The sequence below is a fragment of the Stenotrophomonas sp. genome, from assembly GCF_032066555.1.
Taxonomy (GTDB): domain Bacteria; phylum Pseudomonadota; class Gammaproteobacteria; order Xanthomonadales; family Xanthomonadaceae; genus Stenotrophomonas.
Map to the genome: position 1 here is coordinate 73,713 of NZ_DAMBKV010000014.1, position 22,938 is coordinate 96,650.

Consider the following 22,938-nt stretch of genomic DNA (forward strand, 5'->3'; position numbering starts at 1 on the left):
TGATGATGACCACGCCGACGCCTCTGCCGTTGACCATGACCGACCTGCTGCCGTTGCTGCCCGAACTGGTGGTGATTGGCGGTGCCTTTGCCCTGTTGATCCTTGATCTGTTCATCAGCAACCGGCACAAGGTCTGGACCCACTTCATCTCGGTGGCCATCCTCGCTGTCGCCTTCATCATGCTGTTGAATGGCGTGGGCGGGCAGGGCGAGGTGTTCCACGGGATGTTCATCCGTGACAACGCTGCCGACGTCATGAAGACCGTCGTGGTGCTGGTCAGCGGCCTGAGCCTGATCTACGGCTGGAGCTACCTGCGCGAGCGCAACCTGTACCAGGGCGAGATTCCTGTGCTGATGTTGTTCGCCACCGCCGGCATGATGATCCTGGTGTCGGCCGGCAGCCTGCTGATGGTCTACCTGGGCCTGGAGCTGTTGGCGCTGTGTTCCTACGCGCTGGTTGCCAGCAACCGCGAGAACAAGCTCGCTGCCGAAGCTGGCATGAAGTACATCGTGCTGGGCTCGCTGGCCTCGGGCCTGCTGCTGTATGGCATGTCGCTGATCTACGGTGCCACCGGCTCGCTGCACCTGGATGTGATCCACGCCGCCATCCCCCATTCCGACGAGCGTCTGCTGTTGTTGACCGGTGCGGTGTTCATGGTTGCCGGCGTGGCCTTCAAGCTGGGTGCTGCCCCGTTCCACATGTGGCTGCCCGACGTCTACCAGGGGGCGCCGGCGCCGGTCGCGCTGTTCATCAGCTCGGCGCCGAAGCTGGCGGCGTTCGGCATGGCTTACCGCCTGCTGGAAATGGGCGTGGGCCCACTGTCGACCGAACTGCAGTACGTGCTGGCTGGCCTGGCGGCACTGTCGCTGGTCGTCGGTAACCTGATGGCCATTGCCCAGACCAACCTGAAGCGTATGCTGGCTTACTCGACCGTGTCGCACATCGGCTTCCTGCTGATGGGCATCGCCGGTGGCGGTGAGCAGGGCTATTCGGCCGCGCTGTTCTACGCCATTGCCTACGCCATCATGTCGACGGCCGCGTTCGGCGCGATCATTGCCTTGTCGCGCGCCGGGTTTGAAGCCGAGAACATCGAGGACTTCAAGGGCCTGAACGCGCGTAGCCCGTGGATGGCCGGTCTGGTCCTGTGCATCATGGCCTCTTTGGCGGGTATCCCGCCGTTCCTCGGCTTCTGGACCAAGTTGTCGGTGCTGAGCGCGGCCATCAATGGCGACCTGCTGTGGCTGGCGATGGTAGGTGTGATCTGCGCGGTGATCGGTTGCTTCTATTACCTGCGTGTCATCAAGGTCATGTACTTCGATGAGCCGGTCGGCGAGCCGCTGCCGCGCAACAATGACCGCATCCTGGGCATCGTGCTGGGCGTGAATTCCATCCTGTTGCTGTTCCTGCCGCTCGGCTTGGGTCCGCTGATGGAGTGGATGCGCAATTCTTTTGCACATTTGTAATAAAAAACGTTACAAATCTGCGCGAAGTGTGTATTATTCATCTCCTGAGTTGACGGCCTCACCGCCCAGCGGGAAGGTCGGAATCACCTGATAAGTGATTCAACCGGAAGGGTTTTTCCGGGTTTCTCCAGCTTCTTGTGAGAAACGCGAAGTAAATAAGTCTTGCATTATCGACTTGGTTACTTCATAATTCCGCTTCTGATGCGGGGTGGAGCAGTCTGGCAGCTCGTCGGGCTCATAACCCGAAGGTCGCAGGTTCAAATCCTGCCCCCGCTACCAGCTTCGGTCTTTGCAACACGATGTGTTGATGAGGCAAAAGTTGGGCTCGCAAGAACGGCTGCTTCCGTTCTTGCAACCGGGATCCGGTCATCGGATCCAAACGGACAAAGGGCCCATGTGGGCCCTTTGCTGTTTCTGGAAATCAGAAACCCCGGTTGGGTGACAACCGTTCTCTAACTTACGAATCAAGGCAGGCTGTGAGCGACAAGGCTACTGAAATCGCGAATCTGCTGAGCCCCACCGTGCAGGCGTTGGGGCTCGAGTTGCTGGGCGCCGAGTATCTGCCGGCACCAGGCGGTGCAACGTTGCGCCTGTATATCGATGTGCCGATGGCTGAGCAACCCGAGCGCATGGTCAATATCGACGACTGCGAGCGGGTCAGCCGCGAAGTGTCGGCCCAGCTTGACGTCGAAGACCCCATCAGCGGCAACTACACGCTGGAAGTGTCTTCGCCGGGTGTGGATCGTCCGCTGTTCACGCTGGCCCAGTTCGAACAGGCCATCGGCGAATCCGCCAAGGTCGGCCTGAAGCTGCCGCAGGAAAATCGCCGTCGCCTGCAGGGCGAGATCGTCGCGGTGGACGCGGCCCAGGGCACGGTGACCTTTGTCGTCGACAACAAGCCGTTCGTGGCCTCGTTCGACAACATCGACAAGGCACGCATCATTCCGGACTGGGCCGCGCTTGGCCTGGCACCGACCAAACCGACGGGTCCGGCCCCCAAGCAGGGCAAGGCCAAGAATAATTCCAATAACGAAACGGCGGCCAAAAAGCCGCGCGCGGAGTGAGCCGATGAGCAAGGAACTTTTGCTGGTAGTTGACGCAGTCGCCAACGAGAAGGGCGTGCCGCGCGAAGTCATTTTTGATGCGATCGAAGCGGCATTGGCTTCGGCGGCGAAGAAGCGCTACCCCGACCAGGAAGTGCTGGCGCGCGTGTCGATCAACCACAAGGACGGTACCTACGAGACCTTCCGTCGCTGGGAAGTGGTTGCCGATGACGTGGTGATGGAGTCGCCGGATCGCCAGATCCGCCTGATGGACGCCGTGGACGAGGCCGATGGCGTCGAAATCGGTGATTTCATCGAAGAGCAGATTGAAAACCCCGATTTCGGCCGTATCGCAGCGCAGGCTGCCAAGCAGGTCATCGTCCAGCGCGTGCGCGAAGCCGAGCGCCAGCAGGTGGTGGATGCATGGAAGGATCGCGTTGGCGAACTGGTCACCGGTGTGGTCAAGCGCGCTGAGCGCGGCAACATCTACGTGGACCTGGGTGGCAATGCCGAAGCCTTCATCCCGAAAGACAAGGGCATTCCGCGTGACGTGCTGCGTGCCGGCGACCGCGTGCGCGGCTACCTGGCCGAAGTGCGTTCGGAGCCGCGTGGTCCGCAGCTGTTCATCAGCCGCGCCGCCCCGGAATTCATGATCGAGCTGTTCAAGCTGGAAGTGCCGGAAGTCGGCCAGGGCCTGGTCGAGATCAAGGCCTGTGCACGTGACCCGGGCGACCGCGCCAAGATCGCCGTGCTGGCCCACGACAGCCGCACCGATCCTATCGGCGCCTGCATCGGCATGCGCGGTTCGCGCGTGCAGGCCGTGTCCAACGAGCTCAATGGTGAGCGCGTCGACATCGTGCTGTGGAATGACAATCCGGCCAACTTCGTCATCAACGCGATGGCGCCGGCCGAGGTTCAGTCGATCATCGTCGATGAAGAAAAGCACTCGATGGATCTGGCCGTGGCCGAAGACCGCCTGGCCCAGGCCATCGGCAAGGGCGGCCAGAACGTGCGCCTGGCCAGCCGCCTGACCGGTTGGCAGCTGAACGTGATGACCCAGGACCAGGTGACCGCCAAGTCGGAAGCCGAGCAGGGCGTTGCCCGTCAGCTGTTCATGGACAAGCTGGAAGTGGATGAGGAAATTGCCGGCATCCTGGTGTCGGAAGGCTTTGGTACGGTGGAAGAAATTGCCTACGTGCCGGTTGGTGAGTTGCTGGCAGTGGAAGGCTTCGACGAAGATATCGTCGAAGAACTCCGTGCCCGCGCCCGCGATGCGCTGCTCAATGAAGCGCTGGCGGTGGAAGAGGGGGCTGACGGCGGTGTGCCGGCAGCCGATCTGCTGGCACTGAAGGGCATGGATGAGGCTACTGCGTACGCGCTGGCTGGCCACGGTGTGCGCACAAGTGAGGATCTGTCGGACCTGGCTGCCGACGAGGTTCTGGAGTTCGGCATCGAGGGCATGGATCTGGAGCGCGCCGCGGCGCTGGTCCTGGCAGCCCGCGCCGAGGAGATCGCCCGCCTGGAGCGTGGCGAATGAGCCAGCGATGAACAGTGCCCTGAGCCGCTCAGGGCGTAGACTCCGCGCTGCCTTCGTTCGTGACGAGGGAGCGCAAACAAGATCATAGGATCCGAATGTCGCAGCAAACCACCATCCGCAAGCTCGCCGAACTGGTCAACACGCCGGTCGAGAAACTGCTTGAACAGCTGTCCCAGGCCGGGATGAAGTTCAGCGGTCCCGACCAGGTCGTGACCAGTACCGAGAAAGTGAAGCTGCTTGGCTTCCTCCGCCGTTCACATGGCAAGGAAGAGCAGCCGGTCGAAGAGGCTGATGCCGCATCGAAGAAGATCACCCTGAACCGCCGCAAGCATCAGGAAGTGACCGTCAATGCTGGCCGCAGCAAGACCACCGTCAATGTCGAAGTGCGCCAGAAGCGTACCTACGTCAAGCCGGAAGGTGGCAAGGCTGCGATGACGCCGGACGAGGAGCGCGCGGACATCCTGCGGAAGCTCGAGGAATCGCGTCAGCGCAATCTCGAAGAGCAGCGCATGCTGGCCGAGAAGGACCGCGCCCGCGACGAAGGCATTGCTGCCCAGAAGGCGGCCGAAGAAGCCGAGCGCGCCCGCGTCGAAGCCGAGAAGCGGGCTGCTGAAGAGGCGGCCAAGGCCGCCGCTGCAAAGCCGGCCCCGGTTGAGGTCGAGGCGGATGCACCGCCGGCGCGCAATGCACGCCACGCGCCGTCAGCGGCTGCCCCGACCCGCGCCCCGGTGCGCGAGGATCGCGGCAACAACGCCAATGCCAATGCAAAGCCGGGCAAGCGCAACGAGGGTGGCGATGGCAACCGTTTCGGTGGCCAGTTGCACCTGTCGGCGTCTGATCGTGCCCGTCGTGGCAACAGCAACAACAGTAATTCGCGCGGTCGTCCGGGTGCGCGTGCACCGCAGGGCCGTCGCGGCAATGACGCATCGCGTAGTGGTGGCGGCAGCCACGCCTTCGAACGTCCGACCGCACCGGTGGTGCGTGAAGTCGCCGTTGGCGACACCATCACCGTGGCCGATCTGGCCCAGAAGCTTGCCCTGAAGGGCGGCGAGGTGGTCAAGGCGCTGTTCAAGATGGGCGTGATGGCCACCATCACCCAGTCCATCGATCACGACACCGCTGCACTGGTTGTCGAGGAACTCGGCCACAAGGTCGTGCGTGCCAACGACAACGACGCCGAAGACGCACTGCTGGCGATCAGCGATGCCGACGAGCGCGTGGCGGTGCCGCGTGCGCCGGTGGTGACCATCATGGGTCACGTCGACCACGGCAAGACCTCGTTGCTGGATTACATCCGCCGCACCAAGGTTGCCAATGGCGAAGCCGGCGGCATTACCCAGCACATCGGTGCGTACCACGTGACCACGCCGAAGGGTGTGATCAGCTTCCTCGATACCCCGGGCCACGCCGCGTTCACCTCGATGCGCGCCCGCGGTGCGCAGCTGACCGATATCGTGGTGGTGGTTGTCGCCGCCGACGATGGCGTGATGCCGCAGACCAAGGAAGCCATCCAGCACGCTCGCGCCGCCAACGCGCCGATCGTGGTGGCCATCAACAAGATCGACAAGGCCTCGGCCGACCCGATGCGCGTCAAGAACGAACTGCTCGCCGAGCAGGTCGTTGCCGAAGAGTTCGGTGGTGACGTGCAGATGGTGGAAATCTCGGCCAAGACCGGCCTGGGCATCGACGACCTGCTGGATGCGATTTCGCTGCAGGCCGAAGTGCTGGAGCTGAAGGCCGTGGCCGATGGTCGCGCCAGTGGCGTGGTCATCGAATCCTCGCTGGACAAGGGCCGTGGCCCGGTCGCAACGGTGCTGGTGCAGCAGGGCGTCCTGAAGAAGGGCGACTACCTGGTGTGCGGTATCCAGTACGGCCGTGTGCGTGCACTGTTCGACGAAACCGGCAGCCAGGTCGGCGAAGCGGGCCCGTCCATTCCGGTGCAGGTGCTGGGTCTGTCCGGCGTGCCGGAAGCCGGTGATGACTTCGTTGTGGTCGAGGACGAGCGCCTGGCCAAGGACGTTGCGCAGACCCGTGAAACCAAGCGTCGCGAGTCGCGTCTGGTCGCCACTGCGGGCAGCCGCATGGAAGACATCATGGCGCAGCTGGGCAAGGGCGAAGGCCAGCAGGTGCTGAACCTGCTGATCAAGGCCGACGTGCAGGGTTCGGTGCAGGCACTGAGCCAGGCGCTGGTCGCGCTGTCCAACGACGATATCCGCATCAACGTGATCCACTCCGGCGTGGGCGGCATCACCGAGTCGGACGCCAACTCGGCCGTGGCTTCCAAGGCCACCGTCATCGGCTTCAACGTGCGTGCGGACGCTTCTGCCCGTCGCATCATTGAGTCCAACGGTGTTGACCTGCGTTACTTCTCGATCATCTATGACGTGATCGACCAGGTGAAGCAGGTGGCCTCCGGTCTGCTCGGCGTGGAAATCCGCGAAGAGATCATCGGTATCGCGCAGGTCCGCGACGTGTTCCGCAGCTCCAAGTTCGGCGCGGTTGCAGGCTGCATGATCATCGAGGGCGTGGTGAAGCGGAACAAGCCGATCCGCGTGCTGCGCGACAGCGTGGTGGTGTTCGAGGGCGAGCTGGAATCGCTGCGTCGTTTCAAGGAAAACGTCGAGGAAGTTCGCAACGGTACCGAGTGCGGTATCGGCGTGAAGGCTTACAACGACGTCAAGCCGGGCGACCAGATCGAGTGCTTCGAACGTATCGAAGTGCCGCGCACGCTCTGACGGCTGGGATTGGGGAGTCGGGAATCGGGATCCGTTGAAGCGGGTCCCGCGAACGGATCCCCTGCCGGCCGGGGTTGGGAATCAGGTGCTGTGGCCGTGAATGCGGCTGCAGCGGGTGGTCCCCTCCGGTTTCATTGAAATTCACTCTTTATTGCTGATACTTGCCTGATGCCTAAGACTTTCCATCGTACCGACCGTGTTTCTGCGCAGATCCGCCGTGATCTGGGCACTCTGGTGCATGCTGCCGTGCGCGAGTTCGGGCTGCCCTCGGTCAGCGTGTCGGACGTGGAAGTCACCCGTGACATGGCCCATGCCAAGATCTTCGTGACCGCGCTGATGCCGGAGCGTGCGGATGAGGCGATGAAGGGCCTGCGTGAGTTGTCGGTCGAGCTGCGCATGTCGCTGGCCAAGGCAATGAAGCTGAGGCATGTGCCGGAACTGCATTTCCACTACGACGACTCGGTCGATCGTGGCGAGCGCATCGACAATCTGCTGCGCGACCTGGCGCCGCCGCCCGAGTCCGACGCCGACAAGGGCAACGATAAAGCGTAATCGCAGCAGCCCGTAAGGGCTGTTGTCATGTCTGGCCTACGCAAGCTGGCGTAGGTGACTTTCCTGTTTTCTGCCGGCTGCGCCGAACCCGCAGCGGCCTGCCCATGGTGTTGCATGCGTCCCCGAATCCAATTCCGCCGCCTGGATGGCATCGTTCTGCTCGACAAGCCGGCCGGCATGAGCTCCAACACGGCGCTGCAGGTTGCGCGTCGTCTGTTCCGTGCCGAGAAAGGTGGGCATACCGGCAGCCTCGATCCGCTGGCCACTGGCCTGCTGCCGCTGTGCTTCGGTGAGGCCACCAAGATTGCCGGTCTGCTGCTCGGGTCGGCCAAGGCCTATGACGCTGAGATCCGCTTGGGCAGCACCACGGATACCGATGATGCCGATGGCGCGGTGCTGCGCGAGCGGCCGGTGCCTGAAATCAGCGACGCGCAGTTGCAGGCGGCCTTGGCCAGCCTGACGGGCAGCATCCTGCAGCGGGCGCCGATCTACTCGGCATTGAAACAGGGGGGCGAGCCGCTGTACGCCAAGGCGCGCCGCGGTGAGGCCATTGAAGCCCCCGAGCGCGAAGTGCAGGTGCAGTCCATTGAAGTGCTGGCCCGTGAAGGCGAGTGCCTGACGCTGCGGGTGACGTGTGGCTCCGGTACCTATATCCGCAGCATTGCGCGGGACCTGGGCGAGCTGCTCGGCTGTGGTGCGCATGTCACCGCGCTGCGCCGGCTGTGGGTGGAACCGTTCATGGCGCCGAAGATGATTGGTCTGGATGCCCTGCGCGGGATAGCTGAATCCGGGGATGAAGCCGCTCTGCTGGAATGGTTGCTGCCGATCGAACAGGGCCTGAGCCAATTCCCCCGGGTCGAGCTGGACAGTGCACAGGCCGCCCGGTTCTGTCTCGGGCAGCGTCTGCGCAATCCGGCCTGGCCGCCAGGCCTGGTGGTGGTTTACGGCGACGGTGGCCAGCCGCTGGGACTGGGTCAGGTCGAGGAAGGTGGGCGACTGGGGCCGCAGCGTCGGTTCAATCTCTGAACGGGCAGGAGCGGATCCAGGCTTGCCGGTGAGGTTTGCCTTGTCCCGGATGGTCGTGACCGTTACAATTTTGCGGCCCTCAAAAGGGCAACTGCCCACCTCTATGGGCAGCCTATTAATCGGCGAGCTGTGCGGTGCGTCTTGAGACGTTCCTGCTGGCCCCGCATCTGAAGAGAAAAATCATGTCGATCGACACCCAGAAAGTCATTGAAGAAAACAAGCGCGGCGCTGCCGACACCGGTTCCCCGGAAGTGCAGGTCGCCCTGCTGACCGCTCGCATTGAACTGCTGACCGGCCACTTCAAGGAACACAAGAAGGATCACCACAGCCGCCGTGGCCTGCTGCAGATGGTCAACCGCCGCCGTAGCCTGCTCGACTACCTGAAGAACAAGGATGTCGCACGCTATAAAGCATTGATCGAAAAGCTCGGCCTGCGCCGCTAATCGATATCCGCCGCGGCGCAGCGATGCGCCGCGGCTTTGTTTTAAGCGCTTCAAAATCGTAGTAGACGGCCGGAACCGCCCGGCCAGCCGCTGCCAGCATGGGTTGGCATCGGACCAATCTAAGAAAGCATTTCAAGGATCCCCCGTGGCAAAAATCACCAAAACCTTCCAGTACGGCAAACACACCGTCACGCTTGAGACCGGCGAAATCGCCCGTCAGGCCGGCGGCGCAGTCATCGTCAAGATGGACGACACCGTGTTGCTGGTCACTGCCGTCGCCGCCAAGAGCGCGCGCGAAGGCCAGGACTTCTTCCCGCTGACCGTCGATTACCAGGAAAAGTTCTACGCCGGTGGCCGTATCCCGGGTGGCTTCTTCAAGCGTGAAGGCCGTGCGACCGAAAAAGAGACGCTGATTTCGCGCCTGATCGATCGTCCGATCCGTCCGCTGTTCCCGGAAGACTACAAGAACGAAGTGCAGATCATCGCCACGGTGATGTCGCTGAACCCGGAAGTGGACGGCGACATTGCTGCCCTGATCGGTGCTTCGGCCGCCCTGTCGCTGGCCGGTACCCCGTTCAAGGGCCCGATCGGCGCTGCCAAGGTCGGTTACAAGGACGGCCAGTACATCCTCAACCCGACCGTGTCGGAGCTGAAGGAGTCGCAGCTGGAGCTGGTGGTCGCTGGTACCGCCAACGCCGTGCTGATGGTGGAATCCGAAGCCGCGCTGCTGTCCGAAGACGTGATGCTGGGCGCCGTGACCTTCGGTCACCGCGAAATGCAGAAGGTCATCAACGCGATCAACGAGCTGACCGTTGAAGCCGGCACCAAGCCGAGTGACTGGGTTGCCCCGGCCAAGAACACCGCGCTGATCAGCGCCCTGCAGGAAGCCGTCGGCGGCAAGCTCGGCGAAGCCTTCCAGGTGCGTGACAAGCTGCAGCGTCGTGACGCCATCTCGGCGATCAAGAAGGACGTGGTCGAGACCCTGGCTGGCCGCGTTGCCGCTGAAGGTTGGAACCCGGCCGAGCTGTCGAAGGAATTCGGCGAGCTGGAATACAGCACCATGCGCAACGCGGTGCTGGATACCAAGGTCCGCATCGACGGCCGTGCGCTGGACACCGTCCGCCCGATCGCCGTGAAGACCGGCGTGCTGCCGCGTACCCACGGTTCCTCGCTGTTCACCCGCGGTGAAACGCAGGCCATCGTGACCATCACCCTGGGCACCGCCCGTGATGGCCAGGTGATCGACGCCGTTGCCGGTGAGTACAAGGAAAACTTCCTGTTCCATTACAACTTCCCGCCCTACTCGGTCGGTGAGTGCGGTCGTTTCGGTGCGCCGAAGCGTCGTGAAATCGGCCACGGCCGTCTGGCCAAGCGCGGTGTGCTGGCTGTGATGCCGTCGCTGGAAGCCTTCCCGTACACGATCCGCGTGGTGTCGGAAATCACCGAATCCAACGGCTCCTCGTCGATGGCTTCGGTCTGCGGCTCCTCGCTGGCCCTGATGGACGCGGGCGTGCCGGTCAAGTCGCCGGTTGCCGGTATCGCCATGGGCCTGGTCAAGGAAGGCGAGCGTTTCGTCGTCCTGTCCGACATCCTGGGTGACGAAGATCATCTGGGCGACATGGACTTCAAGGTCGCTGGTACCGCCGAGGGCATCTCCGCCCTGCAGATGGATATCAAGATCGAAGGCATCACCGAAGAGATCATGAAGCAGGCACTGCAGCAGGCCAAGGCTGGCCGTCTGCACATCCTGGGTGAAATGGCCCACGGCCTGACCTCCCCGCGTGCCGAGCTGTCGGACTACGCGCCGCGCCTGCTGACCATCAAGATCCACCCGGACAAGATCCGCGAAGTGATCGGCAAGGGTGGTTCCACCATCCAGGCCATCACCAAGGAAACCGGCACCCAGATCGACATCCAGGACGATGGCACCATCACCATCGCTTCGGTGAACAACGCCGCTGCCCAGGCTGCCAAGGCCCGCATCGAGCAGATCACCTCGGACGTCGAGCCGGGCCGCATCTACGAAGGCAAGGTCGCCAAGATCATGGACTTCGGTGCATTCGTCACCATCCTGCCGGGCAAGGACGGTCTGGTCCACGTGTCGCAGATTTCCAGCGACCGCGTCGAGAAGGTTGGCGACGTGCTGAAGGAAGGCGATGTGGTCAAGGTCAAGGTGCTGGAAGTCGATAAGCAGGGTCGTATCCGCCTGTCGATGAAGGCCGTTGAAGAAGGCGAGGGCACCCCGGCCGAATAAGGCTGCGGTGTTGTATCGCTGAGAAGAAAAGCGGGCCTTGTGCCCGCTTTTCTTTTGCCCGAAAGACAACGCTCCGATGTAGTGCCGAGCCATGCTCGGCAAAGACATCCCAGCATCCCTTGTAGTGCCGAGCCATGCTCGGCAAAGACATCCCAGCATCCCTTGTAGTGCCGAGCCATGCTCGGCAAGGGCGTTACCGGGAAAGCCCCTGCCGAGCATGGCTCGGCACTACCGGCACCAGCTGCCAATCCTGATCCGTCTTCACCCGCTTCCACCGATGGAGTGCCGGCATTCGCCTGCCAGCATTGATCGTGGCGTCAGTGGAGATGGAAATGGCCGTTCAACCGGGCACCAATCGCCCATCACGCCCCGAGGGAAGCATCGTGCTCGCCGGCAAGGCGACGGCCATTTGCTTCCTGGTCGGCATCTGCATGGCCATCCTGGCACCGGGTTTGCCCCCGGCGTCCCTGCGATGGCTGGCACTGCTGGCAGGAATGCTGCTCTGGTTGGCAACGCCGCGATGGCGCTGGCTGGGTGCAGTGCTGGCCGGGCTGGGCTGGACCTGCCTGCAGGCAGGCTGGAGCTTGGAGCAGCAGTTGCCTGTGGCCAGGGAGGCGCAGGAGCTGACACTGACAGGCGTTGTAACCACGCTTCCCCAGCATGAGATCCGACGCACGCGGTTCCAACTGCGCCTGGATACCCACGTGGATATCCCTGCGGACTTACGCGGACGGCTGTTGCAGGTTTCCTGGTACGACCCGTTTGCTGCAACGGAACCCGGCCCGCGGATGCAACTGCGCGCGGGTGAACGTTGGCAGATGAATCTGCGCCTGCGCGCGCCGCGCGGGTTGGTCAATCCAGGTGGCTTCGATGCGGAGCGATATGCACTGGCGCAGGGCATCGCCGCCAGCGGCATCGTCCGTCAATCGCCGCCGCCGTTGCGGGTGGGGGCGGCAGGTGGCCTGGCGGCTTGGCGTGAACGCATGGCCGCGCGGATAGTGGCACAGGTGCCGGCGGCATCGTCGCGTTATGTGCAGGCCTTGGCCTTGGGCGACACGCGTGGACTGGGCGAGGCTGACTGGCAGGTGCTGCGCGCGACCGGCTTGACCCATCTGATCGCGATCTCCGGCTTCCACGTTGGAATGGTCGCGCTGTGCGCCGCATGGCTGGTGGCCGGGCTTTGGCGCTTGCTGCCTTGGTGCGGGCGCTATTGCCCGCGTCCGCTGGCTGTCGCAATCGGTGCACTGTGCGGTGCCGGCGCATATGCGGCGGTGGCTGGCTTTGGATTGCCGACGGTGCGCACCGTGTTGATGGTTGCCGTGGTGATGCTGGCACGGCTCGGTCGCCGACCGGTCGACGTTGCCGGCGCCTTGGCCCTGGCGGCCTTGGTGGTGTTGTGGCTGGCGCCCTTGTCGGTGCTGACCGCTGGTTTCTGGCTCAGTTTTGCCGGGGTGGCGTGGCTGCTTTGGTGCCTGCCGGAGCGCGTCCACTGGCTGCGTGGTTTTCTGTCCGCACAGCGGGTGGCGACGTTGGGACTGTTGCCGCTGACTGTAATGCTGTTCGGGCAGGCCTCGGCGATCGGGCCACTGGCCAATTTGGTGGCGATCCCCTGGTGGAGCCTGCTCGTGGTGCCGTTGGCGCTGGTCGGCACTGGCCTGGAGGCGGCTGTTGCTGGTGCAGGTGGCATGGCCTGGCGCGCCTCGGCATGGTGTTTCGATCTGAGCTGGCCCTTGTTCCAGATGTTGGGCGACGCCCACTATTCATTGTGGTGGCTGCCTGAATCAAGGTGGTTTGCCTTGCCGCTGGCCTTGCTGGCGGCGGCATGGGCATTGCTGCCTGCCGGGGTCCCGGGCAAGGGCATGGCCTTGCTGTTGTGGTTGCCGCTGTGCCTGCCATGGCGTGACCGGCCCGGATCCGGTGAATTCGAGCTGGTTGCGCTGGACGTGGGACAGGGTCTGGCGGTGCTGTTGCGTACCCAGCATCACGCGCTGTTGTTTGATGCCGGGCCGGCGGTGGCGGATGGTTTCGATGCGGGAGAGCGGGTGGTGGTCCCCGCGCTGCGTGCCTTGGGTGTTCGCCGTCTGGACCGACTGGTGGTCAGCCATGGTGATCACGACCATGCGGGTGGATCGGCGGCGGTCATCAACGTGCTGCCCCCGGCCAGTGTGTTGATGCCGCCTGGCCTGACGTTGGCGGCTGCGGGTGCGGCGGCGACCTGCGAGGCAGGCCAGGTCTGGCAATGGGACGGTGTGCGCTTCGAGTTTCTACACCCGCCGCCGGATTTCCCCTATCTCGGCAACGAGTCGAGTTGTGTGTTGCGGGTGCAGGGCCGCTACGGTGCGGCGTTGTTGAGCGGCGACATCGGCGAAGTGATAGAGCAGCGTCTGCTCAAACAGGTGCCGGCAAAGCTGAGCGCGGACGTGGTAGTGGTCGCCCACCATGGTAGCGGCGGTTCATCCAGCGCCGGCTTTGTCCGCGCCGCCGGCGCGCGTCTGGCATTGATCTCCAATGGCCACGGCAACCGCTTTGGCCACCCGCGCGGTGACGTAGTGGCGCGTTGGCAGCGTTCCGGGGCGGAAGTACTGGCTACCGCCGATAGCGGGATGCTGCAGGTCTGGCTGCACGAGGAGGGGGTGCAGCTGCGTGAGCGCAGAATCTGGCGTTCAAGGCTATGGGACGCCGCTGAGCGGGCGCGGTCGGCTGCTATCCTATCTGACATCGAATAGGCGGCCACGGTGCCGGAGGGTTGAAACGTGTGGGAATTGGTCAAGGCCGGCGGATGGCCGATGGTGCCGTTGCTGCTATTGGGCGTGCTGGCATTGGCAATCGTCCTGGAGCGTTTCTGGAGCCTGCGCCGTAACGAGGTGCTGCCACCGGGGCTGGGTCAGGAGGTCCGCAACTGGGCCGCGCGCGGCAAGCTCGATGCCTCGCATATCGATTCCCTGCGCGCCAATTCGCCGCTCGGTGCCTTGCTGGCGGCGGCGCTCGAAGCACGCAACCGCCCGCGTGACCAGATCCGTGAACGGATCGAAGACACCGGTCGTCATCTGGTGCACCGGATGGGGCGCTTTCTCAATGCATTGGGCACCATTGCCTCGGCCGGTCCGTTGCTGGGCTTGCTGGGCACCGTGGTCGGCATGATCCAGATGTTCCTGGGCATCCTTGATCATGGCGTGGGCGATGTGGGCCAGCTGGCCGGCGGCATCGGCAAGGCGCTGGTGTGCACCGCGACCGGCATGATGGTCGCGATCCCGGCCTTGATGTTCCACCGCTACTTCCGTGGCCTGATTGATGGTTATGTGATCGAGATGGAGCAGGAAGCCAGCGCGTTGCTGGATGCGCTTGATGGTCGGCCGGCGGTGATGGCTGCCAGCAAGGCTGCCGCGCCGCGCCCGGCGGCAACCGAGAAGGCCTGAGCCCATGCGGATTGGTAGCAATCGTACGCAGGATGAGCCGCATATCGATCTGGTGCCCCTGATCGATGTGATCCTGGTGCTGATCATCTTCTTCGTGGTGACCACCACCTTTGATGCGCGTTCGACGCTGCAGGTGCAGTTACCCACGGCCAGTGACCAGAAGACCAGTGCGCCGCAGAGCGCCTTGAGCGTGTTGGTTAATGCCGACGGTCGTTACTTCGTCAATGACCAGGAAGTCCTGCGCACCGATATCGAGTCGCTCAAGCAGATCATCGCGCAGCTGGCCGGCGCGGATCGCGAGCAGACCGTGCTGCTGCGTGCGGATGCGCGGACGCCTTATCAGGCGGTCGTGACCGCACAGGATGCCTTGGGTCAGTTGGGGTTCCGGCGGATAGCGATTGCCACCGCACCGGAAGCCAAGCAATGAGTGACAACGCGTCGCCCTGGCAGGTCTACAAGCGTTTGCTCGGCTTTGCCAAGCCGTATCGACCGCTGCTGTTGATGGCCGGGCTGGGCATGCTGATCGAGGCGGCTGCGGGCAGTGGTTTCCTTGTGCTGATGAGCCCGATCACCAACAGTCTGGTGAATCCGCAGGACATCAACCAGTGGATGCCGTTGGCCGTCATTGGCTTGTTCCTGTTGCGAGGCGTGGCCGGCTATCTGACCGATATCGGCATGGGCAAGGCGGCACGCAGCATCGCGCGCGATTTCCGGGTGCTGGTGCTGGGCAAGTATCTGCGCTTGCCCGGTCAGCGCTTCGATGCCGAACCGGTGCCGTCGATGCTGGTGCGGCTGGGTTCGGACAGCGATCAGGTCGCGCAGGCTGCGATTGATGCGATGAAGGTTGTATTGCAGCAATCGCTGCAGGCGCTTGGGTCGCTGGCGGTGATGTTGTACTACAGCTGGCAGGTGACGCTCGCGATCTTCGTGCTGGCGCCGCCGTTGGCATGGGTGATGAACAAGGTGGCCAAACGCTACCGGCGCATCAGCCATCGCATCCAGGAAAGTGGGGCGGACCTGCTGCAGGCGGCGGACCAGGCCCTGTCCAGCCAGCAGGAAGTGAAGATCTACGGTGCGCAGCCGGCCGAGTTGGAGCGCTATACCGGGTTGGCCAATACCAATCTGCGCCTGGCGATGAAGGTTGAGGCAACGCGCAGCATTTCCTCGAGCATGGTGCAGCTGATCGGTGCGGTAGGCCTGGCTGCACTGCTTTTGATCGCCGGGCATGAGGCGGCTGCCGGGCGGCTGACGGTGGGTGATTTCGTCGGCCTGCTGATGGCGATGCTGGCGATCATTCCCGCACTGAAGCAGCTGACCAACGTGCAGAACATGACCCAGCGCGGCATCGCCTCGGCGCAGCGGCTGTTCCATGTCCTGGATGCGCAGGACGAAGTGGATAGCGGCAACCTGCCGCTGCAGCGCGCCAATGGCCTGCTGGAGTTCCGCAATGTCACCGCCCGCTATGCGGGGCAGGCCAAGCCGGCACTGGAAGACATCAGCTTCATCGCACGGCCGGGCACGGTAACCGCCATCGTTGGCCGTTCCGGCAGTGGCAAGTCGACCTTGATCAAGCTGATCCCGCGTTTCTATGAAATCGAGGCTGGGCAGATCCTGCTCGATGGGCATCCGTTGCAGGACTACAGGCTGGCCGATCTGCGTCGCCAGATCGCTTTGGTGGGCCAGCAGGTCACCTTGTTCAATGGCAGCATTGCCGAGAACGTTGCCTATGGTGAATTGCAGGAGCGTGGCCAGGCACAGTTGCAGAAGGCGATCGAGGGAGCCAATGCCAGCGAATTCGTCGAGCAGCTGCCGCAGGGTGTGGATGCGCCGGTGGGGGCCAAGGGCGGCCGCCTGTCCGGCGGTCAACGTCAGCGTTTGGCGATTGCGCGCGCAATGCTCAAGGACGCACCCATCCTGATCCTGGACGAGGCCACTGCCGCGCTGGACAACGAGTCCGAGCGGCTGGTGCAGGACGCGCTGCAGAAACTGATGCCCGACCGCACCACGCTGGTCATCGCCCATCGCCTGTCCACCATCGAGCACGCCGACCAGGTGCTGGTGATGGACCAGGGGCGCATCGTCGAGCGGGGGACCCATGCCGAATTGTTGGCCTTGGGCGGTTTGTACGAACACCTGCATAGCATGCAGTTCCGCGACAGGCAGGAATGATGGCCAAGCAAGGACCGCAAACGCCGGCCTATTGGTATGGCGATGCGCCGGTGCCGTTGCCGGCCCGGTTGTTGGCGCCCCTGTATGGCGCGGTGACCGGTCTGCGCCGCAGCCTGTACCGACGCGGCTGGCTGCGCGCCGGGCAGGTGCCGGTGCCGGTGATCGTGGTCGGCAATATCACCGCCGGTGGTACCGGCAAGACGCCCTTGACCATCGAACTGGTCAATCGTCTGCGTGAAGCGGGCTGGAAGCCTGGTGTTGCCAGCCGCGGTTATGGCCGCGATGAGGCCGATACGGCGCGCTGGGTCACTGCCGATATGGACGTGCGTCTGGGCGGCGATGAGCCGGTGCTGATCGCCTGGAAGACCAGCGTTCCGGTACGGGTGGACAAGGATCGGGTTGCGGCCGCCAAGGCCTTGCTGGAGGCCGGCTGCGACGTGGTGGTCTGCGATGACGGCCTGCAGCATTACCGTTTGGCCCGCGATATCGAGATCGAAGTCGTTGACGCGGTGCGTCGTTATGGCAACGGCAAGCTGTTGCCGGCCGGACCGTTGCGTGAACCCGCATCGCGCGCGGCGCATTGCGATTTCCGCGTGGTCAATCTGGGGCAGGCCAGCGATACGCATGCGGCGGTGGCCGACTCGGGATTTGGCGAGTGGGCAATGCGCTTGTCGATCGATGTGGCGCGGCCGTTGAAAGGTGGTCGCGACAAAGCGCTGAGGGCGTTCGCCGGGCAGCGCGTGCATGCGGTGGCTGGCATCGCCAACCCGCAGCGGTTCTTCCAGATGCTGCGCAGCCGCGATATCGGCGTCGTACCGCATGCCTTTGCCGATCATCATCGCTACACGGCGGAAGACCTGTCCTTCGGCAGCGAGTTGCCGGTATTGATGACTGAAAAAGACGCAGTCAAATGCCAGGGCTTCGCCACGGCATGGCACTACGCGGTACCGTTGCAGGCAGAATTGCCGGCGGCGTTCTGGGTGGCATTGCTCGACCGCTTGGGCAAGCTTGCCCGCGGCTGAGGCAGGCCGTTGTCGGTGTGTTGGAAGGAGTTGAAATGAGCGTTGTTCCTGAATTCGTGGTGGCCATTCCGGCGCGCTATGCCTCCACCCGTTTGCCCGGCAAACCCCTGGCGCTGATCGGCGGCGAGCCGATGGTGCTGCATGTGGCGCGCCGTGCGCTGGCGGCGGGCGCGCGCGAAGTCTGGGTGGCCACTGATGATGCGCGTATCGCGCAGGTGGTGGCGGGGCTGCCCGGTATTCATGTTGCGATGACTGACCCGGCACATGCTTCCGGTACTGACCGCCTTGCCGAGTGCGCGCGGCAGGCCGGCTGGGCCGACGATGTGATCGTGGTGAACCTGCAGGGTGATGAGCCGTTCGCCCCGGCGGCGGGAATCCAGGCGGTGGCGGCGATTCTTGCCGACAGCGGTGCGCCGATGTCGACGTTGGCGACCCGGGTGGAAGACGCCCCGACCCTGTTTGATCCCAACGTGGTCAAACTGGTGCGCACCACGCAGGGCGATGCCTTGTATTTCAGTCGTGCGCCGATTCCGTGGCATCGTGACGGTTTCGCCCACAGCCGCGACGTATTGCCCCCCGGCCAGTGGCTGCGGCATATCGGTATCTACGGTTACAGGGCTGGCTTCCTGCAGCAGTTCGCAGGGATGCCACCCGGTCATCTGGAACAGCTCGAATCGCTGGAGCAACTGCGCGTGCTCGAGGCTGGCTTCCGTATTGCCGTGGGCCTGTCTCCCGCACCGTTCCCGCCGGGGATCGATACCCCGGAAGACCTGCAGCGCGCTGATGCGCAGGTGAGGGCTGGGCAATGAAGTTGCTGGTGGTCTGCCTGGGCAATATCTGCCGGTCGCCGATGGGTGAAGGGATCTTGCAGGCGCGGATTGCCGAGGCAGGTCTGGACAGCTGGGTGCAGGTTGATTCGGCCGGGACCTCGGGCCATTGGCATGCCGGACGCGGTCCGGATCCACGGGCCGTTGCCTGTGCCCGCGGCCATGGCGTGGATATATCGGCGCAGCGTGCCCGCCAGTTGCTGGCCGAGGATTTCGAGGAATACGACCTGATCCTGTGCGCTGACGACGACAATCTGCGCGATGCCCGGGCGTTGGCGCCTGCCGGACTGGAAGCGCGCGCGGTGCTGTGGTTGCCGTGGGCAGGCATCGATGGGGCGGATGGGGTGCCGGATCCCTATTACGGTGATGTGAGAGATTTCGAAACCAGCTGGGCATTGCTCGATGCTGCGGCCCAGGTCACGGTGCGCCGCCTGTCGCGGCGCGACGACTCCGGCATAATCCCTGCATGAACGAAAACCGCGTAACGGAACTGCCCACGTCCGCTATCTGGCTCAATGCAGCGCCTGCGACCTTGCAGGACATGCGTGGTCGCCCGCTGGTACTGGCCTTCGTCAACGGCGCCTCTGTGTGGTGCATGCAGCGGCTGGCCGAAGTCATGCGCTGGCAGGCGCGCAATCCTGGCCGGGTGCAGTTGCTGGTGGTGCAGGTGCCGCGGTTCGAATTCGAACGCGAACCGCAGCATGCGTTGAAGTTGCTGCGTCGGCAGGGCGTCAACGCGCCCATCGTGCTCGATGCGCAGTGGGATGCCTGGCGACGGTTCGATGTGCAGTCTTGGCCAACCCTGCTGTTGCTCGACGCCTATGGGCAGGAACAGGAGCGCCTGGTCGGCTCGAGCGGCGATCTGGAGCGGGCCTTGAACAACCTGGGCGAAGGCCAGATGCGGCCGCTCGATGACGATGCCTATGGCATCCGCGAGATCAACGCCGAGCCGCGCCTGCCGCTGCTGTTCCCGGGCGGGCTGGTGGCCACGGCCGATCGTCTTTATGTGGCCGATACCGGTCACCATCGGGTGCTGGAGTGCAATCATGCCGGCCGGGTGTTGCGTCAGTTCGGGCTGGGCAGTGCCGACCTGATCAACGGTGGCGTCGGTGAGGCGGCCTTCAATCGACCACAGGGCCTGGCCTTGGTGCGCGAGATCCTGTACGTGGCCGATACCGGCAACCATGCCTTGCGCAGTATCAACCTGATCAGTGGCCAGGTGGACACCTTGTGCGGTACCGGCCGTGCCGGTGATCCGCGCGCCGGTGTGCTGGCCCAGCCCTGGGACAGTCCGCTCAATCATCCGGCAGCGGTGGCGGTGGCGGACAACCAGGTCCATATCGCGATGGCGGGTGACAACCATATCTGGAGCTACGACCTGGGCACCCGTGAGCTGCGCTGGCGGGCCGGTGCCGGCGCAGTGGAAGTGCGCGACGGCAGCGGTCATCTGGCTGCGTTCGCGCAGCCCAGCAGCCTGGTCGCGGTGCAGCAGACCTTGTATGTCTGCGACGCGCTCGGCTCGGCAATCCGTTCCGTGCAGCTGCGTGGTGACCTGGTGCAGACCCTGGTCGGGCAGGGGCCGTGGGAGTCGGGCAATGTTGATGGCCCGCGCCTGCGTGCACGCCTGCAGTACCCGTTGGCATTGGCAATGGGGCCGGATTCGCCGCTGCTGTGGATTGCTGATGCCGGCAATGGTTCGCTGCGTACTCTGCGCCTGGGCGGCGGTGACCTGTCCACCGTCAACCTGCCGCGTCGCCTGCATGGCCCGGCCGCGCTGGCGGTGGCCGCCGGGGCGATCTGGATTGCCGAGGCCGACGCGCATGCGGTGCTGCGTTTTGACCCACTCAGCGGTGAACTGAGTGAAGTGCCGATTGAAGGATGACCGACGTCGTTGCCAATGAATTCGATGGCAAGGCCTTCGCGGCGGCGCTGAGTACCGCGCCTGGTGTGTACCGGATGTACGCTGCCGACGACACCTTGCTGTACGTGGGCAAGGCCGGCGCGCTGCGCAAGCGCGTAGGCAGCTATTTCAACGGCTCGCCGAAGAGCCGGCGCATCATGATGATGCTGTCGCAGGTGGCGCGGATGGATGTCACCGTGACCCGCACCGAGGCCGAAGCACTGCTGCTGGAAAACCAGCTGATCAAGTCGCTGAACCCGCGTTACAACGTGTCGTTGCGTGATGACAAAACCTATCCGCAGGTGTTGCTGACCCGCGAGCAATGGCCACGGATCGCCCTGCATCGCGGTCCGCGTGCGGTGCCCGGGCGCTATTACGGGCCGTATCCGGGCGTCGGCGCGGTGCGTGAAACGCTGAACCTGATGCACAAGCTGTTCAAGTTGCGCAGCTGCGAAGACAGCGTGTTCCGCAACCGCTCGCGGCCCTGCCTGCAGTACCAGATTGGTCGTTGCAGCGCTCCCTGCGTGGAACTGGTGCCACAGGCCGAGTACGACGAATCGGTGCGGCGTGCGGCGATGTTCCTGGAGGGCAAGAGTGACCAGCTCGCCGACGAATTGATGCAGGCCATGCAGCAGGCCAGCGATACGCTGGAGTTCGAGCGTGCCGCGCGGCTGCGTGATCTGGTCGCTTCGTTGCGCAGCATGCAGAACCGCCAGTATGTCGATGGCCGCGCCGCCGATCTGGACGTGCTGGCCTGCGCAACCCAGGGTGCCAGTGCCTGCGTGATGCTGCTGGCCTTCCGTGATGGCCGCAATCTCGGCACGCGCGCGTTCTTCCCGCGCACCAACGGCGAGGACAGTGCCGAAGAGGTGCTGGCCGCGTTTGTCTCGCAGTACTACGTCGAACATGAGGCGCCGGCTGAAGTGCTGCTGGATCGGCAGATTCCAGATGCGGAGATGATCGAGGCCGCGCTCAGTGCGTCGGCCGAGCGCAAGGTTGCCTTGAAGTGGAACGTGCGCGGCGAGCGCGCGGGCTACGTCGAGCTGGCCAGTCGCAACGCGCAGATCACCCTGGTCGCCGAGATGGACAGCGCGGGCGCGCAGCAGGCGCGCAGCGAAGCCGTGCGCGAGATGCTGGGGCTGGCCGAGCCGGTCAAGCGCGTGGAGTGCTTTGATATCAGTCACACCATGGGCGAGGCCACCGTTGCCTCCTGCGTGGTCTTCGATGCTGCGGGCCCGGTACGTGCGCAGTACCGGCGCTACAACATCAGCGGCATCGAGCCGGGCGACGATTACGCCGCCATGCGCCAGGCCATCGATCGGCGTTTCCGTCGCGCGGTGGAGGAGGGTGGCGTACTGCCTGACGTGTTGCTGATCGACGGCGGTGCTGGACAGTTGGCGCAGGCACAGGCAGCGCTGGCCGATCTGGGTGTGGAAGGGGTGATGCTGGTGGGTGTGGCCAAGGGAGTTGAACGCCGCGCTGGTCACGAAGCGCTGGTATTGCCCGATGGCCGCGAGCTGCGCCCGGGCGCGGCGTCACCGGCCCTGCAGTTCATCCAGCAGGTGCGCGACGAGGCCCATCGCTTTGCCATCACCGGCCATCGTGGGCGTCGCCAGAAGGCGCGCATGACCAGCAAACTCGAGGATATTCCAGGTATCGGTCCGCGTCGGCGTGCGAGCCTGCTCAAGCATTTCGGCGGCATTGCCGGCCTGAAAGCGGCGGGCGAGGCCGAAATTGCCCGCGTGGAAGGCATCAATGCCGCCCTGGCTGCACGTATCTACGCTAACCTTCATGGACTGTCGGTACCCGATCCGGCAGCGGAGTAACGTTGTAATGAAATTGACCATCCCCACCTGGCTGACCCTGCTGCGGATCCTGATGATCCCGGTACTGGTGCTGGTGTTCTATCTGCCCTATGCCTGGACCAACTTCGCCTCGGCGGCGATTTTCGGCCTGGCGGCGATCACCGATTGGCTGGATGGTTGGGTGGCGCGGCGTTACCAGCAGCATTCGGCATTTGGTGCCTTCCTTGACCCGGTGGCGGACAAGTTGATGGTGGCGGTGGCCTTGTTCCTGATCGTGCAGGGGCACCCGACGCCGTGGATGGCGTTCTGGGCGGCGGTGATCGTCGGTCGGGAGATCGCGGTATCTGCCCTGCGCGAATGGATGGCTGAAATCGGCCAGCGCGCCAAGGTGCGGGTGGCGATGATCGGCAAGGTCAAGACCACCGCGCAGATGGTGGCGCTGCTCTGCCTGCTGTATTCGGTGTCACCCAATACCTCTTACAAAACCATCTGGATGGGCGAGCCGGTTTTCCATATCGGTGACTGGATGCTGGCCATCGCCGCTTTGCTGACTCTGGTGTCTGCATTGCAATACCTGCGTGCGGCCTGGCCGAGCCTGCGTGAAGACGAAAAGGCCGCCCGAAATGGTGCAGTCAAAAAGTGAACGGGCTGTTGACACTGCGCCCAATGCATGTAGAATTTCGCCTCCCAAGCGGGAATAGCTCAGTTGGTAGAGCGCAACCTTGCCAAGGTTGAGGTCGCGAGTT

The 22,938-nt window shown here is 64.0% G+C and carries 18 protein-coding genes and 1 tRNA gene; all 19 read left to right on the top strand.

Features of this window, described 5'->3' with window-relative positions; translation table 11 throughout:
• Positions 1-5 precede the first annotated feature (5 nt).
• The 19 genes from nuoN (at position 6) to pgsA (ending at position 22,835) form a co-directional block, all read left to right on the top strand.
• A complete protein-coding gene (nuoN, locus tag RT131_RS15065) occupies positions 6-1,463 on the top strand; it encodes an NADH-quinone oxidoreductase subunit NuoN (protein ID WP_313173604.1) in 1,458 nt (485 codons plus the stop codon).
• A 202-nt stretch (positions 1,464-1,665) separates the two neighbouring features.
• Positions 1,666-1,742 (top strand) — tRNA-Met (locus tag RT131_RS15070).
• A gap of 197 nt (positions 1,743-1,939) precedes the next feature.
• On the top strand, positions 1,940-2,527 hold the full coding sequence (gene rimP, locus RT131_RS15075; RefSeq protein WP_313173605.1) for a ribosome maturation factor RimP: 588 nt from the start codon (positions 1,940-1,942) through the stop codon (positions 2,525-2,527).
• Between the two features lie 4 nt (positions 2,528-2,531).
• On the top strand, positions 2,532-4,043 hold the full coding sequence (nusA, locus tag RT131_RS15080) for a transcription termination factor NusA (protein ID WP_313173606.1): 1,512 nt from the start codon (positions 2,532-2,534) through the stop codon (positions 4,041-4,043).
• A 95-nt stretch (positions 4,044-4,138) separates the two neighbouring features.
• On the top strand, positions 4,139-6,778 hold the full coding sequence (gene infB, locus RT131_RS15085; RefSeq protein ID WP_313173607.1) for a translation initiation factor IF-2: 2,640 nt from the start codon (positions 4,139-4,141) through the stop codon (positions 6,776-6,778).
• Between the two features lie 168 nt (positions 6,779-6,946).
• Positions 6,947-7,330: a 30S ribosome-binding factor RbfA gene (rbfA, locus tag RT131_RS15090; RefSeq protein WP_313173608.1), complete on the top strand. Its 384-nt coding sequence runs from the start codon at positions 6,947-6,949 to the stop codon at positions 7,328-7,330.
• Positions 7,331-7,444: 114 nt separating this feature from the next.
• The gene (gene truB / locus RT131_RS15095) at positions 7,445-8,356 is read left to right on the top strand and encodes a tRNA pseudouridine(55) synthase TruB (protein WP_313173609.1); all 912 of its coding nucleotides are present in this window, start codon (positions 7,445-7,447) and stop codon (positions 8,354-8,356) included.
• Between the two features lie 182 nt (positions 8,357-8,538).
• Positions 8,539-8,799 carry a 30S ribosomal protein S15 gene (rpsO, locus tag RT131_RS15100; RefSeq protein WP_057626688.1) on the top strand — a complete coding sequence of 87 codons (261 nt, stop codon included), beginning with the start codon at positions 8,539-8,541 and terminating at the stop codon, positions 8,797-8,799.
• Positions 8,800-8,944: 145 nt separating this feature from the next.
• Positions 8,945-11,053, top strand: a complete 2,109-nt coding sequence (gene pnp, locus RT131_RS15105; RefSeq protein WP_313173610.1) for a polyribonucleotide nucleotidyltransferase — start codon at positions 8,945-8,947, stop codon at positions 11,051-11,053.
• 431 nt (positions 11,054-11,484) lie between these two features.
• Positions 11,485-13,779, top strand: a complete 2,295-nt coding sequence (locus RT131_RS15110; protein ID WP_313173624.1) for a DNA internalization-related competence protein ComEC/Rec2 — start codon at positions 11,485-11,487, stop codon at positions 13,777-13,779.
• A 27-nt stretch (positions 13,780-13,806) separates the two neighbouring features.
• Positions 13,807-14,469 carry a MotA/TolQ/ExbB proton channel family protein gene (locus tag RT131_RS15115; protein ID WP_282270584.1) on the top strand — a complete coding sequence of 221 codons (663 nt, stop codon included), beginning with the start codon at positions 13,807-13,809 and terminating at the stop codon, positions 14,467-14,469.
• Positions 14,470-14,473: 4 nt separating this feature from the next.
• Complete coding sequence (locus RT131_RS15120; protein ID WP_313173611.1) at positions 14,474-14,896, top strand: biopolymer transporter ExbD; 423 nt, start codon at positions 14,474-14,476, stop codon at positions 14,894-14,896.
• Complete coding sequence (gene msbA, locus RT131_RS15125) at positions 14,893-16,638, top strand: lipid A export permease/ATP-binding protein MsbA (RefSeq protein WP_313173612.1); 1,746 nt, start codon at positions 14,893-14,895, stop codon at positions 16,636-16,638. The genes RT131_RS15120 and msbA overlap by 4 nt, the downstream gene beginning before the upstream one ends.
• Positions 16,638-17,660, top strand: coding sequence for a tetraacyldisaccharide 4'-kinase (gene lpxK, locus RT131_RS15130; protein ID WP_313173613.1), 1,023 nt, complete (start codon positions 16,638-16,640; stop codon positions 17,658-17,660). The genes msbA and lpxK overlap by 1 nt, the downstream gene beginning before the upstream one ends.
• A gap of 35 nt (positions 17,661-17,695) precedes the next feature.
• Positions 17,696-18,469, top strand: coding sequence for a 3-deoxy-manno-octulosonate cytidylyltransferase (gene kdsB / locus RT131_RS15135; protein ID WP_313173614.1), 774 nt, complete (start codon positions 17,696-17,698; stop codon positions 18,467-18,469).
• A complete protein-coding gene (locus RT131_RS15140) occupies positions 18,466-18,957 on the top strand; it encodes a low molecular weight protein-tyrosine-phosphatase (RefSeq protein WP_313173615.1) in 492 nt (163 codons plus the stop codon). The genes kdsB and RT131_RS15140 overlap by 4 nt, the downstream gene beginning before the upstream one ends.
• Positions 18,954-20,369: a hypothetical protein gene (locus tag RT131_RS15145; protein ID WP_313173616.1), complete on the top strand. Its 1,416-nt coding sequence runs from the start codon at positions 18,954-18,956 to the stop codon at positions 20,367-20,369. The genes RT131_RS15140 and RT131_RS15145 overlap by 4 nt, the downstream gene beginning before the upstream one ends.
• Positions 20,366-22,213, top strand: coding sequence for an excinuclease ABC subunit UvrC (gene uvrC / locus RT131_RS15150; protein ID WP_313173617.1), 1,848 nt, complete (start codon positions 20,366-20,368; stop codon positions 22,211-22,213). The genes RT131_RS15145 and uvrC overlap by 4 nt, the downstream gene beginning before the upstream one ends.
• 7 nt (positions 22,214-22,220) lie before the next feature.
• On the top strand, positions 22,221-22,835 hold the full coding sequence (gene pgsA / locus RT131_RS15155) for a CDP-diacylglycerol--glycerol-3-phosphate 3-phosphatidyltransferase (protein WP_313173618.1): 615 nt from the start codon (positions 22,221-22,223) through the stop codon (positions 22,833-22,835).
• Positions 22,836-22,938: the final 103 nt, after the last annotated feature.

Excerpts from the sequence above, each read along its gene's own strand:
- nuoN (WP_313173604.1), top strand. The coding sequence starts at position 6 with ATGACCACGCCGACGCCTCTGCCGTTGACCATGACCGACCTGCTGCCG.
- nusA (WP_313173606.1), top strand. The coding sequence starts at position 2,532 with ATGAGCAAGGAACTTTTGCTGGTAGTTGACGCAGTCGCCAACGAGAAG.
- infB (WP_313173607.1), top strand. The coding sequence starts at position 4,139 with ATGTCGCAGCAAACCACCATCCGCAAGCTCGCCGAACTGGTCAACACG.
- rbfA (WP_313173608.1), top strand. The coding sequence starts at position 6,947 with ATGCCTAAGACTTTCCATCGTACCGACCGTGTTTCTGCGCAGATCCGC.
- truB (WP_313173609.1), top strand. The coding sequence starts at position 7,445 with ATGCGTCCCCGAATCCAATTCCGCCGCCTGGATGGCATCGTTCTGCTC.
- rpsO (WP_057626688.1), top strand. The coding sequence starts at position 8,539 with ATGTCGATCGACACCCAGAAAGTCATTGAAGAAAACAAGCGCGGCGCT.
- RT131_RS15110 (WP_313173624.1), top strand. The coding sequence starts at position 11,485 with ATGGCCATCCTGGCACCGGGTTTGCCCCCGGCGTCCCTGCGATGGCTG.
- RT131_RS15120 (WP_313173611.1), top strand. The coding sequence starts at position 14,474 with ATGCGGATTGGTAGCAATCGTACGCAGGATGAGCCGCATATCGATCTG.
- msbA (WP_313173612.1), top strand. The coding sequence starts at position 14,893 with ATGAGTGACAACGCGTCGCCCTGGCAGGTCTACAAGCGTTTGCTCGGC.
- lpxK (WP_313173613.1), top strand. The coding sequence starts at position 16,638 with ATGGCCAAGCAAGGACCGCAAACGCCGGCCTATTGGTATGGCGATGCG.
- kdsB (WP_313173614.1), top strand. The coding sequence starts at position 17,696 with ATGAGCGTTGTTCCTGAATTCGTGGTGGCCATTCCGGCGCGCTATGCC.
- RT131_RS15140 (WP_313173615.1), top strand. The coding sequence starts at position 18,466 with ATGAAGTTGCTGGTGGTCTGCCTGGGCAATATCTGCCGGTCGCCGATG.
- RT131_RS15145 (WP_313173616.1), top strand. The coding sequence starts at position 18,954 with ATGAACGAAAACCGCGTAACGGAACTGCCCACGTCCGCTATCTGGCTC.
- uvrC (WP_313173617.1), top strand. The coding sequence starts at position 20,366 with ATGACCGACGTCGTTGCCAATGAATTCGATGGCAAGGCCTTCGCGGCG.
- pgsA (WP_313173618.1), top strand. The coding sequence starts at position 22,221 with ATGAAATTGACCATCCCCACCTGGCTGACCCTGCTGCGGATCCTGATG.